Origin of the sequence: Chitinophaga sp., assembly GCF_039596155.1 — a bacterium.
Taxonomy (GTDB): domain Bacteria; phylum Bacteroidota; class Bacteroidia; order Chitinophagales; family Chitinophagaceae; genus Chitinophaga.
Genome location: NZ_JBCNKF010000003.1, coordinates 277,201 through 290,051, shown reverse-complemented (window position 1 = coordinate 290,051; position 12,851 = coordinate 277,201). Strand labels below are relative to the sequence as shown.

Here is a 12,851-nt window from a genome sequence, read left to right as displayed (position 1 = left end):
CTTACCCTACATCAGATTCCTTTCAATACAACCTCTGATTTTTTTAGGCTATTGACAGCACTATCTTACCGCGGGTTCTGCCTTCCAGTTGTTGTTGATGCGCCAGTTCGATCTGTGAAAAGTCGTACAGATTCAGGTTAGGTTGCAGGATGCCCTTACCCAGCCAGTCTGCCAGCACCTTCATATCTGCACCACTGGAGTGTACCAGGTAGAAGAAGGCATTCACATCTTTTGCCTTAGCCAGCTGCTGCATGTCTTCCTGAATACCATTCGGGATCTTAATATAAGTACCACCCTTTTTCACTGTTCTGATAGTAGTAGCAAAATCCTGGCTACGAATATTATCCATTACAAGATCTGCGTCTTTTACAATTTCATCTTCCTGTTGTGTTTTATAGTCAATATGTTCATCAGCACCGATGCTGAGGATATATGCTTTATTCGCAGCAGAAGAAGTACCAATAACATGCGCACCTATTTGTTTTGCAATCTGCACGGCAAAGTGCCCTACACCACCAGCAGCTGCAGTGATCAGCACTTTCTGACCAGGGGTTAGCTTACCCTGATGTACCAGCGCCTGATAAGCGGTAAGAGCCGCCAGGGTAGTCGCAGCAGCTGCTTCATGGGTAACATTTGCCGGCTTCAGTGCCAGGTGGGCAGCAGGTGCCGCTACATATTCAGCATAAGCTTTGCCATGGCCAGGGAAATTCACCATACCAAATACCTCGTCTCCCACTTTAAATTCCTTCACCTGGTCTCCTACAGCGGTAATCACCCCACTGATATCCCAACCCAGTATCACTGGCAACTGGTCTTTCAATCGGCCGGCTATGCCGGTGCCTCTATGTGTCTGAACGTCTACCGGGTTCACACTCAGCGCTTTTACCTGTACGAGCACTTCGTCTGCTTTGATGGTGGGAACAGGGAGTTCTACATATGTTAATTTCTCTTGCTCATTAAAACCGTTGATTATGATTGCTTTCATTTATTCTGTGTTTTTGGATTAATTTACAATGCAAAGATGCCATTAAGGGAGCGTGAGGGCATTGTAAAATTCAAGGTATTAAAAGTATGTTTTGAGGTTATGTTAATAGAAAACACCATACATCCGTTTAGTGTAAGTGCCGAGGAATTAGCAGCGTGGAGTCGTCGTCCGCATAAGCATAACTTCTTTGAACTGGTATATATTGAGAAAGGCACCGGCCGACAATGCATCAATGATCACAACATTGGTTATGGGGAAGGAAATATCTTTTTATTACCTCCGTTTGACTGTCACTCGTTCCAGATCCATACACCTACCCGGTTTATATTCATTCAGTTCAATGCACTCTTTTTTCAGAAAGATACCCACCAGTTAATGGATTATACAAACTGGTTCAATCACCTCCATTATATCATCAGCACGTACAACAGGCTGCCGGGAGATATTATTCACAGTGCGCAGGATAAGGCGTTGTTAATAAACCTGATCAAGGGCATAGAACATGATTACAGGACAAATCAGGATCCTGCCTGCACTATTATCAGGGCAAATATGTTTGCATTGCTTAATATACTAATGCGGAATTTTGAGAATGCTTTCAGAGAAAATAATCCTGTGACCGATAAGGCTGCTGGTGATATGCTACAGTATATTCAATACAACCTGTTCGACAATGAAAAGTTGCGTGTAGATGCACTGGCGAGTAAATTTAATCTCTCTGCCAATTATGTAAGTGAATATTTCAAAAAGAAAACGGGAGAAAGTCTGAAAGAGTTTATTCTCAAATCCCGTGTAAATGTAGCTTACAGCCGGATCCAGCATTCCGGCAAGTCGATGAAGGAAATAGCCTGGGACCTGGGCTTTACAGATGCAAGCCACCTGTCCAAGATGATTAAAAAATATTTTCCACCAGACCCGCAACAAGCTACCGGCAATACAACCAGCTGTATATCATCCTTATAAAAGGAGCTTTCTGGCAGCATCCAGGTGATCAGGTTTACCTGTAGTTATAATTCTGTCAATGCAGATAGCAGGTCCAGTGCTTTCTTGATCACATCCTTTTCTGCTGGTGTATATTTCTCCGATACCATGAGTGCCAGCCATTCTTCTCTTTCCCTGCGGGATAGCTCTACTTTTTGTTTGCCTTGTTTGGTAAGGGTCACCAGTGTTTTGCGGCCGTCAGAAGGGGCGCTTTTCCTGGAGATGTATTTCAGGCCTTCCATCCTGTTGAGGATCTGAGACATGAATTGGGAGGATATGTTCAGCTGACCACCCAGTTCGGAAGGAAAAGCTTCTTTCTGTGTCATGAGAATGCTCAACACATTGAATTCAGCGATAGATAATTGTTCCGGGTTGCTTATCTGCTTACGCAGGCGCCTGTTCATGATAGTGACCAGATTGCGGATTCCGTAAGCAATTTCTTCGTCCTGATTAGTAAACATAGCCTATTAAGTTAACTTTGCAAAGTTACTTTGGTACTATCATATAAACAAGGGAATTACCTACCTTGCAGCATCCAATTACTCAACTCAAATACTATCACATGAAATTCGCACTTGGAACCTTGCTTGCCATACCGGCAGCAGCGCTCTTTATGACCGCATGTAACAATCACTCGTCGTCGAACACTGATGCCACCCAAGACAGCACAAAAACACCTACTGTACAGGTAACGGATGTTACCATCGACGCCAGTGGTGTACCTCTGAAAAGCGTTGTCGCATTTAATGACGACACGGCTACCAAAAAACCGGTGATTGTAATCGTTCCGGAATGGTGGGGCCTGGATACACATGTAAAAAATGTAGCACAGCGACTGGCTGACCTCGGCTATTTTGCAGTGGGTCTGGATATGTACGGTAATGGTAAACTGGCTGACAATCCTGATTCTGCAAAAGCATGGGCAACTCCTTTTTACGCTAATCCTAAGATGGCGTATGACCGTATTGCAGCAGCTATTGCAAAAGCAAAGACGTATGCACAGGTAGATACTTCACGTATTGCAGCCATCGGCTTCTGCTTTGGTGGTAGCTGTGTACTGAATGCAGCACGCCTGGGTATGCCACTGAAAGGGATCGTGAGTTTCCACGGAGGCCTGGCTACTTCCCTGCCTATTACCAAGGAGTTGTTCACCGCATCGGCACTGATCTGCCATGGAGGTGCTGACAAATTCGTATCTCCTGAAGAGGTAGCTACTTTCAAAAAACAAATGGACTCTGCAGGAGTAAAATATGTATTCAAGGAGTATGCAAATGCAACACATGCATTTACCAATCCTGCGGCAACAGCTACCGGTAAGAAATTCAACATGCCAATTGAATACAATGCTGCGGCTGATACAGCCAGCTGGAATGACATGAAGGCTTTTCTGGGTGCTGAATTGAAATAATCTTAAGGGGCCTGTATCTTATATCCGGATACGGGCCCTTTTTCTCGTGAACTTGTTTTCATTCCCCGCTTTCCTTTTCATATCATTGCCGCCCTTCACTATAGCATTGATTATCAACATAAAATAAAATACTCCATCGCCAACACATCATTATGCCCTAACTTTGCAAAGCCAATTAGGACTTAAAGATCAAATTCATGCGCGATAAGATTATCAGGGTCAATTACTATAAATTGGTGATTGCCTCGTGTTTTGCTGGTTTACTTTCGGCCATCCTGGCCAGTGTTTTGAAGCATATTACAGAGTATTACGAAGACCATTTCTTTGAATCGATCAGACCTTACTCCTTCCTCTTTATTATTTTTCCGCTGATCGGCCTGGTGCTGATTCATGTATTACGCAAATACGCTTTCCGAAAGAAACCAAATAAAGGTATTAAAGAGATTTACCTCACAATTGATACCCGCCGTAATGAACTTCCGGCGTATAAGATCCCATCTCACTTTATTAATGGTTTTCTGACAGTCATCTTTGGAGGTTCAACCGGTGTTGAAGTGTCTACAGTTGTATCTACTGCTACCATTGGTGCCGTAACCAGACAAAAAGCAGGCATTGCTAACAGGTATAAAACAGAATTAATCTGTGCAGGTGTTGCAGGCGGCCTCACGGCTTTGTTCGGTAGTCCTTTTGTAGGGATGCTGTTTGCCCTTGAAGTGATCGCTAAGAAAGTTTCCAAAACAATTTTGATCAGTACGGGTATTGCAGTAATAGTAGGATGGGGATGGTTACTTTTATTCCATGAGCACGCTTTATTCGGTTTAAGTGCATTTCCATGGAGATGGCAGGCGGTGCCTTATATGATCGGCATGAGTGTGATAGCAGGAGCCATTTCTGTATTTTTCACCAGGACAGTAATCGGCATCAAGCACCGTTTTGCTGTTATGAAAAGTGAATATGTGCGTATCGGTCTGGGGGCAGCCATTGTCGGTCTGGGGATCTTTGTATTCCCTCACTTGTTTGGAGATAGCTATATGGGAGTTAAATCAATGATCGAACAATCCAGCCATGCACCGCTCTCCTTTACCTTCGCATTGACCATTCTGGGTATCGTGATCCTGAAACCGATCATCTCTTCAGTGACACTGGGTGCCGGCGGTGATGGGGGGGTGTTCGCGCCGAGTATCGTCGTTGGCGCTTTGCTGGGTCTGCTGGTCGCCCTGACATGTAACCAGTTTTTACATACACAACTGGTGGTGAGCAACTTTATCATTCTTGGTATTGCAGCAGTGTTAAGTGGCGCCATTCATGCACCACTTACATCTTCTTCGCTGGCAGTACGCTTGTCGGGCAGTTTTATACTGACATTTCCTATTTTAATCGCCAGCCTGGTAGCCCGCTATACTGCCGGGAAGATATATCCTTATACTGTTTACAGCTATAAGGACCAACATTAATAACCGTAGCCTAGCTGATCGGAACGCCGCTCCCCAAGTACACGGTAATCCATTTTGTCCAACGCATCGGTTACTTTAGGTCTGTCTTTGTAGATGGATTTGTGCTGGAAGTTGTAAAATGCCAGTCCGGTGTGAAAGAAGAATCCACAATAGACAACCACCCTTAAGACTTTCAGCGCCACTGCCTTTTTTGAGATCAGCCATTCGTAGCAATAGAAGCTGTAGATCATGGGCAGTGGCAATAAGATGTAGAAGGTATGTGAAGAAGGCCCTTTGATAGAAAAGAAAAAGCTGCAGAACAGTAACCCATAGGAGCAGATATTCAGCCAGCGCAATTTTTTCCACTCCTCGTTCTCTGTTTTAATAAAGAACCCGATAATTAACAATCCCACCTGTAGAAAACCAATTACCAACAGGAATACAATAAAAGGAATCATCCAGTAATGGGATTGGAAAATGACTTCTTTGTCATGAGAATCGCCCAGTACATAAGGCACTTCGTACGTAGCAAAGGACAGGTAACGTAGTAAAATGGTAACGATATTGCCGAAATTACTCCAGTTGAAAACGATATTCTCCCCTACTTTACCAGCCATCGGATCGGGGTGCAACCAGGTTGGAATGAGGGTGAGTAAGCCCATCAATCCGCCCAGCAGATAAAAAAGGATTGCCTTTTTATTGGTAGACTTTACCGTATAAGCCATAGCCACCAGGGTATATGGTACCATCAGCACCCATGACATATGCAACTGCATGATGAAGGTAGTAGTGATCCCCATAATGAAATAGGCCAGCCCTGGTTTGATCAGCTTTTCAGTATAAATAGGCAGCAATTCCAGCACGGCAATGAAGAAGGGGATAGAGAAAACCAGTACGTAGGAAGGATTCACGACCCTGGTGCTATAATATAATGTCCAGGGAGTGGTCATACACAGGATCCAGACGATCCATTCCGGCACCCCTTTCACTCTTTTGGTAATGTACCATGCCAGCATACATAAGCTACTGAACGATAAGACATTCAAAATAAGGGTAGGCAATTCCGGCAGTTTCCAGAGATAAAATGGTAATGCGACTAACAGGCCCTGCAGGGCACCGGGAATCTGTGTGTGAGTATATACAACGTCAGGGCCATAAAAGGGCCAGGTGCCGGTAGTATAAGACTTCAACCCAATCAGGTAGATCTGCAGTTCATCTGCAAACCAAAATTCCGCACATAGGCCATAAATCAGCCTGAACATAAACAAACCTGCCAGCAGCAGATACAATTTCTTTTTCTCCATTATTAAGTATGACAGCGTAGGAGAACAAAAGTTAAATGGATGACATAGGGATTTCAAAACCGGGATAGCCAGTTTTTTTTGATTTCGTATCAAAGTAACACATTTCTACGATGTCATTATATAGACCATATTAAAAAAACCACTTTTTCCTCATCAAAATAAACCATCATGAAGCACACATTCATGACACTGGCAGTAGCAATGATCGCTTTGACCAGCTGTAGTAAAGAATCCACGCAACAGGCAGCGACCCCTGCCTCCGCAATCGCTGGCAGTGCGGAAGCAAACGCAGCAGCATCCACTATTTCGTTTAGCGGGTATACCTGGACGGTAAGAACCGAATCGGGCACCTCTGGTCCGGGACCTAATTACTGGAGTAATAGTTCCAGCAATGTATGGGTAGATAGTAATGGCTTTCTCCACCTGAAGATCAGAAAAGATGCCAGCACGGGCAGATGGCTTTGTTCAGAAGTAACGACTAACCAATCCTTTGGTTATGGAACGTATGTATGGCAGGTAGAAGGCCGGGTAGATTCGCTGGACAGGAACATCGTTTTCGGTTTGTTTAATTACAATGCCGGAGATGACGGGCACCATGAAATGGATATTGAATTTGCCCGTTGGGGAAATAATGCCTGGCCTAATTATAACTATACCGTGTATCCCCAGACGGGTAGCGGGAATGCCAATTATACTGCCGAGCTGAAGCTGAATGGTACTTATAGTACGTATCGATTTGTACGGAATAGTAAAAGCGTTTCTTTTACCGGGTTTCATGGTCATACACAGGCAGCTGTGAATGCCTTTTTTCCATGGACGACACCAGCAGGGTATAATGTGAGTACCATAGCGATGCCGGTGCACATGAATCTTTGGTTGTTTAATGGCAATGCACCGTCAAATGCCAAAGAAGTGGAACTGATTGTCCATTCATTCACTTTTACAGCGCTTTAGTAGTAATAGGATCAAAACCAGGGCCGGCCTTCAGACAGCCGGCCCATTTATTTTTCAAGAAAATAGCTGGCTTGTTATAAGGGGAAACTGTTTCTTTATTCAGAAGTGTCAGCAATCATTTCGTCTGGTATTAGTACCTCCGCTTTATCGAAACGACACTATCTACACATTATAGATCTCCTCGATGATCTCCTTGTACTTTTCCAGTACCACCTTCCTCTTCAAACTCATTTTCGGTGTCATCTCACCCCCCTCCACGCTCCACTCATCTGGCAGCAAAGCGAATTTCCGTACCTGCTCCACGTGATTAAACCGGGCATTATATCCTTCCAGCACTTCATGGTACTTTTCCAACACTTTCGGTTCTTTAATAGCTGCTTCATTGGTTGTAAAAGTAATCCCCTGCTGCTGCATCCATTGTTTTAAATAAGGGAAAGCAGGGACGATCAGGGCACTTACAAACTTTCTGTCAGCGCCTATGACCATCATCTGTTCGATAAAAGGATCTTCTTTACATTTATTTTCAATCGGCTGAGGTGCTACATATTTTCCCCCACTGGTCTTAAATAATTCCTTTTTACGGTCTGTAATCTTCAGGAACTGGCCTTCCTGGAGGATACCAATATCCCCAGTCAGTAACCAGCCATCTTTTACCACCTCTGCGGTCAGGTCGGGTCGCTTGTAATAACCGACCATTACAGAATCGCCTTTAACGCAGATTTCCCCGTCTTCAGCAAGTTTTACCTGAAGTCCTTGCAACACAGGTCCTACGGTGCCAAATCTGACCTCCTTTCGGGTATTTACGCTAATGACAGGACTATTCTCTGTCGGACCATATCCCTCGTATACGGGGATCTTAGCGGCCCAGAAAATGCGTAGTAATTTTTCCTGGCAGGCAGCACCGCCTGTCACGATAAAATCTACTTTGCCACCGAGGGCAGCCCTCCATTTACTAAAAATGAGTTTATCGGCCAGTGCGAGCTGGAGATTGTACCAGGCGCCGCCGCTTTTTATATTATCATAGCGGGTGGCCAGGCCTACAGCCCAGAAGAATAAAGTCTTTTTGATACCAGTGAGTTTATTCCCGGTAGCAAGGATCTTATCATATACTTTTTCAAGGAGACGGGGTACGGTAGTAAAGCCGTCCGGTTTGATTTCTCTGAGGTTATCGGCGATGGTATCCAGGCTTTCAGCGTAGTAGATGCTGGTACCACTGTAGAAGTAGATGTAAGTGACACACTTCTCGAAAATATGGTTCAGCGGAAGGAAACTGAGTGCTTTTTTAGCGGGATCGTCGTTGAAAGGGAACGAGACCTTGCCCATAAAGGCATTACTCACAATGTTATGATGACTCAGCATGACTCCTTTGGGCGTACCGGTGGTACCGGAGGTATAGATGATGGTAGCGAGTTGCCGGGGCGATATTCCTGCTTTGACGGTCTGGACTTTCTCCAGCAGTTCGGGTGTCGCCATGTTGGTGACAGCCGACCAATGCGACACGCCGGGTACCTGGTCGAAGGTATAGATCCCTTTCAGGTAAGGCAATTGGGGGCGTATGCTATTGATCTTATCAAATAATTCCTGGTTACCGATGAAAATGTACTTCACTTCGGCGTCATTGAGGATAAATTCCAGTTCCAGGAGGCTGGTGGTGGGGTAAAGCGGTACGAGGACCGCTCCGGTTTGCTGAACGGCCAGATCGGTAAAGATCCATTCTGGCCGGTTGGAGCTGATGATAGCAATTTTGTCTGCTCCGGCGGCAGAGCCATCGTTGCCACTCACACCCAGTTGCAGTAACCCGGCACTGAATTTATCGGAAATTTCTCTTACGAAAGCGGTGCTGTAGCGGGTCCAGGTGCCATTCACCTTGGCGGCCAGCATGTCTTCTTTAGGGAATTTTTCCAGTTGATAGTCTACGGCATCGAACAGCCGGTCCTTACGTGAATGCATCATAAACGTGAAAATGCGAAAATACCCACAAGTTTTTTGAAAAAAATTTTGAATTATTAAATAATTGTCTACCTTTGCAATCCCAATCGCGAAATGCCGCGTTGGTCAATCGGCTAAGACGCCTCCCTTTCACGGAGGAATGACGGGTTCGACTCCCGTACGCGGTACAATAACAAAAAGGAACATCTTTCGATGTTCCTTTTTCTATTTAATATCTCTGCTTTATAAATCTTAATCCCCTTTATTACTTATCCAGCAAATCTTGCATAAGATCCGGCAGAGAGATAGCAATCACCCCTTCACTTAGCGTGAACCTTTCATGACCTGAGTAAATTACATAACGCTTATCTGCCTTTATATCTTCACAAGCAATATAAAAGCCTTTCGATAGAGTAGGTGCGGAACTACGTTTAATTTCTATTGCCCATTTCTCATTGCCGGAAAAATCAAGAACTAGATCAATTTCCGCACCATTGGATGTACGATAGAAAAATGGTAATGTTCCTGATGGTATTACTGATAAAATATTTTCAACAACAAAACCTTCCCAGCTACCGCCAGTAACCGGATGGCCAAGCAAATCATTATAGGCGGAAATATTAAGTAAGGCATGGGTAATACCACTGTCACGAATATAAACCTTGGGGGCTTTTACAAGACGTTTACCGATGTTTGAAGTCCAGGGTTGTAGACGTCTGACTAGTAAAAGATCGCACATTAAATCAAGATAGCGCCCGATTGTTGTAACAGAAACTTCCAGATTATTAGCTAGTTGAGAAGCATTAATAATACCAGCCTGATTATGAGCTAACATGGTCCAGAACCGCCCTAATGTTTGCGCCGGAATGCGGGGGCCTAATTGCGGTATATCACGCTCAAGGTATGTTTTGATAAAGTCTTGCCGCCATTCAATACTATCAGCGTCTGATGTTGCTAATAGACTTTCGGGAAAACCACCCCTTAACCAAAGCTCATTAATTTTCTCTGGCTGCCGGTTTGCATATTCCAGTACATCAATGCCCTGCAGTTCTATATAAGCAATTCTTCCTGCAAGTGATTCACTGGATTGTTGCAGTAAGTCAATCGAAGCAGAACCTAAAAATAGAAATTGCCCTGCTTTGTTACCTTTTCGTCTCTCTTTGTCAATAATTCCACGTAAAGGAGCGAAGATATCTGGCTTACGCTGTACCTCATCCAAAATAATAAGGCGATCCCTGTTTTCTGCATGAAACACAGCTATATCATGAACTTTTACCAGATCAAGAGGATTTTCCAGATCGAGATATACAGAAGATATTGACTCAGCAATATCTAAGGCAATGGTTGTCTTGCCCACCTGACGTGGCCCCATTAAAGCAACTGCGGGGCTTCGCTTTAATGCATTTTGGATTTTGACTTCTAATCTCCTTTTAATCATCCATGCAAATTTAACATTTAATGTTAAATTTGCATGGTAAAAATTGAAATCAAACAGTCTTTATTTTTTCTAATATCTCTACATCCACTTTATCAACACAATAAATAACAAAACGCCAAAATATCAAATTGTTCTGTTTTGTTTTTCAAGCTCAAATTGTTCATTTTCCAGTCCACAATACAGCATCATGTTGGCTCATCTATTATAAATAATCCTGAAATTGTACATCCAACAGTTCGACTTCCGTCTCCTTCCCTGTACGAAGTTAGAAAGGTCACCTAATGGTGACCTTTTTGATTTTTATTCCCTCCCAAATCTCACCAGTGTTATATCCTCTTTTATTCCAATTAAAAACAATATCTTCCTCTTTTTTATAGCTCACTTGTTAAGAAATCCATCAGGTTTTTTTGAATTATTCCATTATTATCCTGACCAATTAATAAATCATTCAACGTAATCACATACTTAGGATAATTGTCTTCTATTTTTAACAGATTCCCGAATTCTCTGTTGGCAGTACTTTCATCCATAATAGTAAGACAAACCTGAACATAGATTTTAGCCCCATTTTTATCTGCAACAAAATCTATCTCTTTATCACCTAACTTCCCAACAAAGACTTTATAGTTTTGCTGTATTAAAAATAAGTAAACAGCATTCTCCATAAGTTTATGAATATCCGCACGTTGATTAAAACCAACAATTGCATTACGCAGACCCAGATCTTCAAAATAATACTTCTCACCGATTTCAAATATTTTCAGTCCCCCAATTTCTGATCTTACCACTTTATGTACAAAGAAGGTATTGCACAACGCTCGCAGATAGTTAATAGTTAACTGCGGAGAGATATCAACTCTTTGGGATTTAAGATACTTACTGATATTGCTGGCAGAAAATAAACTGCCTGTATTGTCTGCGAGATAAGTTACCAGATTTTCTAAAAATGAAACATTCCGGATATTCTCACGGGCTACAACGTCTTTTAACAAAATAGTGGAATAAACATTTCGCAGATATTCATAAGGTAGATCTTCCTGCAATCCGATATTGCTTAAAAAGGGCATTCCTCCATACCTGAGGTAAAGTATTAATGATTCGAATTTATTCTCAAGTTGGTGAAATTGCAGAAACTCCTGATAACTGAGACTATGGATATTAAATACTAAATATCTGCCAGACAAAAATGTAGCCAATTCACCTGATAGCATATTTGCATTACTACCCGTACAGTAAATATCACAAATACCCTTTGCCAGCAAACTACGAAGGGTTCTTTCAAATTCCTCTACTTCCTGTACTTCGTCTATGAAGAAATAATTATTGCCGCCAACTATAAATTTATCTTCAAGATAAGTGCTTAAATCAACATGGGTTTTAATGTGGATATAGTCATCCAGTTCCATATTAATGTAAATAATGTTAGCATTCTGATCAGTATTACGAATATGTTCCATTAATTGGAGCATCACATAACTTTTGCCCACCCTCCTTTGACCAGTCAACACTTTAATTACCTGCTTGTTAATGAATGGAATTACCCTTTCAGTATATAATGGTCTCTGTATAAGTTTCATGTATATCGTAAACTTTATACAAAATTACTAAAGTTTCATGTATATCGTAAATACAAATTATTATCTCAGCAAGCATTAAATAAATTGACCATTTTTTCACATTATTATATATATACAAATTACCATTCAAAAATCAAGGAATTGATAAACAGACAGTTACGATAATTACATAAATGTATTTTGCTTGCAAATCGAACATTTTGTGTAATAGTTCCAAGGAAGATAGCATGTTCAAACAATAATAATATCCACTCTATCCAAAGGATTGCTTATAGATTAAGGGATATTCAGCCCACAAATAGATTCAAGCTCTATCTGGAACAGAGCATTACTCAGGCCGCTAACAATGTGGTTGTATTCGCGGATGAACTGATAAATTCATAAAATCCCCCATCCAATAGTTCGACTGCCGTCTCTATCCCTGTACGAAAGAAAAAGGTTGTCCAATTTGAGCAACCTTTTTTATTTCCATTCACTCCTACCAGTCTCTAATTGTTAATGGGCAGATTTTTTGTTTAGAAACATTTCTTCCCAAATATCCAAATCAAGTGCAGTTTCCTCTTTTTCATCATCGAAGACAATCCAACACCCACATTTGCGAGCTAAAGACCACAACTGGTCAATTTCTTCCTGCGTAAGAACATGATGTCCATAACGTTTATCACCTCCATTTATAATATGCCAAAGCACATGAATAACCGGCGCTTGCTACCTGCAAATCTAAACCTGTCGCTGCTGTTATATCTAAGTTCACTTTAAAACACCCCGATACACCAAATCTCCATACGTATATGTAACAATTGTTACAGTCATTCTCATTTTCATACCGGATTTTTACATCT

At 42.3% G+C, this 12,851-nt stretch carries 10 protein-coding genes and 1 tRNA gene; 5 read left to right on the top strand and 6 right to left on the bottom strand.

Going from position 1 to position 12,851, the window contains the following annotated elements:
• Nucleotides 1-43 precede the first annotated feature (43 nt).
• The gene (locus ABDW33_RS04820) at nt 44-985 is read right to left on the bottom strand and encodes an NADP-dependent oxidoreductase (RefSeq protein ID WP_343688927.1); all 942 of its coding nucleotides are present in this window, start codon (nt 983-985) and stop codon (nt 44-46) included.
• Nucleotides 986-1,084: 99 nt separating this feature from the next.
• Between ABDW33_RS04820 and ABDW33_RS04815 the strand changes: the two genes are divergently transcribed.
• Nucleotides 1,085-1,948, top strand: coding sequence for an AraC family transcriptional regulator (locus ABDW33_RS04815; protein WP_343688926.1), 864 nt, complete (start codon nt 1,085-1,087; stop codon nt 1,946-1,948).
• A gap of 44 nt (nt 1,949-1,992) precedes the next feature.
• Here the strand turns inward: ABDW33_RS04815 and ABDW33_RS04810 are convergent, their stop codons facing one another.
• Nucleotides 1,993-2,427: a MarR family transcriptional regulator gene (locus ABDW33_RS04810; protein ID WP_343688925.1), complete on the bottom strand. Its 435-nt coding sequence runs from the start codon at nt 2,425-2,427 to the stop codon at nt 1,993-1,995.
• A 101-nt stretch (nt 2,428-2,528) separates the two neighbouring features.
• On the opposite strand from ABDW33_RS04810, the gene ABDW33_RS04805 reads away from it, so the two are divergent.
• The gene (locus ABDW33_RS04805) at nt 2,529-3,374 is read left to right on the top strand and encodes a dienelactone hydrolase family protein (protein ID WP_343688924.1); all 846 of its coding nucleotides are present in this window, start codon (nt 2,529-2,531) and stop codon (nt 3,372-3,374) included.
• A gap of 197 nt (nt 3,375-3,571) precedes the next feature.
• A complete protein-coding gene (locus tag ABDW33_RS04800; RefSeq protein ID WP_343688923.1) occupies nt 3,572-4,828 on the top strand; it encodes a chloride channel protein in 1,257 nt (418 codons plus the stop codon).
• On the opposite strand, the gene ABDW33_RS04795 is transcribed toward ABDW33_RS04800, so the two are convergent.
• Nucleotides 4,825-6,111, bottom strand: coding sequence for a hypothetical protein (locus ABDW33_RS04795; RefSeq protein ID WP_343688922.1), 1,287 nt, complete (start codon nt 6,109-6,111; stop codon nt 4,825-4,827). The two genes, ABDW33_RS04800 and ABDW33_RS04795, sit on opposite strands and share 4 nt — an antisense overlap.
• Before the next feature lie 168 nt (nt 6,112-6,279).
• Here ABDW33_RS04795 and ABDW33_RS04790 point away from each other — a divergent pair, with 168 nt between their 5' ends.
• Nucleotides 6,280-7,065 carry a glycoside hydrolase family 16 protein gene (locus ABDW33_RS04790; protein WP_343688921.1) on the top strand — a complete coding sequence of 262 codons (786 nt, stop codon included), beginning with the start codon at nt 6,280-6,282 and terminating at the stop codon, nt 7,063-7,065.
• Nucleotides 7,066-7,227: 162 nt separating this feature from the next.
• On the opposite strand, the gene ABDW33_RS04785 is transcribed toward ABDW33_RS04790, so the two are convergent.
• Nucleotides 7,228-9,018 carry a long-chain fatty acid--CoA ligase gene (locus tag ABDW33_RS04785; protein ID WP_343688920.1) on the bottom strand — a complete coding sequence of 597 codons (1,791 nt, stop codon included), beginning with the start codon at nt 9,016-9,018 and terminating at the stop codon, nt 7,228-7,230.
• 92 nt (nt 9,019-9,110) lie between these two features.
• Here ABDW33_RS04785 and ABDW33_RS04780 point away from each other — a divergent pair.
• Nucleotides 9,111-9,182 (top strand) — tRNA-Glu (locus ABDW33_RS04780).
• Nucleotides 9,183-9,259: 77 nt separating this feature from the next.
• On the opposite strand, the gene ABDW33_RS04775 is transcribed toward ABDW33_RS04780, so the two are convergent.
• Both ABDW33_RS04775 and ABDW33_RS04770 read right to left on the bottom strand, forming a co-directional pair.
• Nucleotides 9,260-10,432, bottom strand: a complete 1,173-nt coding sequence (locus ABDW33_RS04775) for an ATP-binding protein (protein WP_343688919.1) — start codon at nt 10,430-10,432, stop codon at nt 9,260-9,262.
• A 371-nt stretch (nt 10,433-10,803) separates the two neighbouring features.
• The gene (locus ABDW33_RS04770) at nt 10,804-12,009 is read right to left on the bottom strand and encodes an ATP-binding protein (protein WP_343688918.1); all 1,206 of its coding nucleotides are present in this window, start codon (nt 12,007-12,009) and stop codon (nt 10,804-10,806) included.
• Nucleotides 12,010-12,851: the final 842 nt, after the last annotated feature.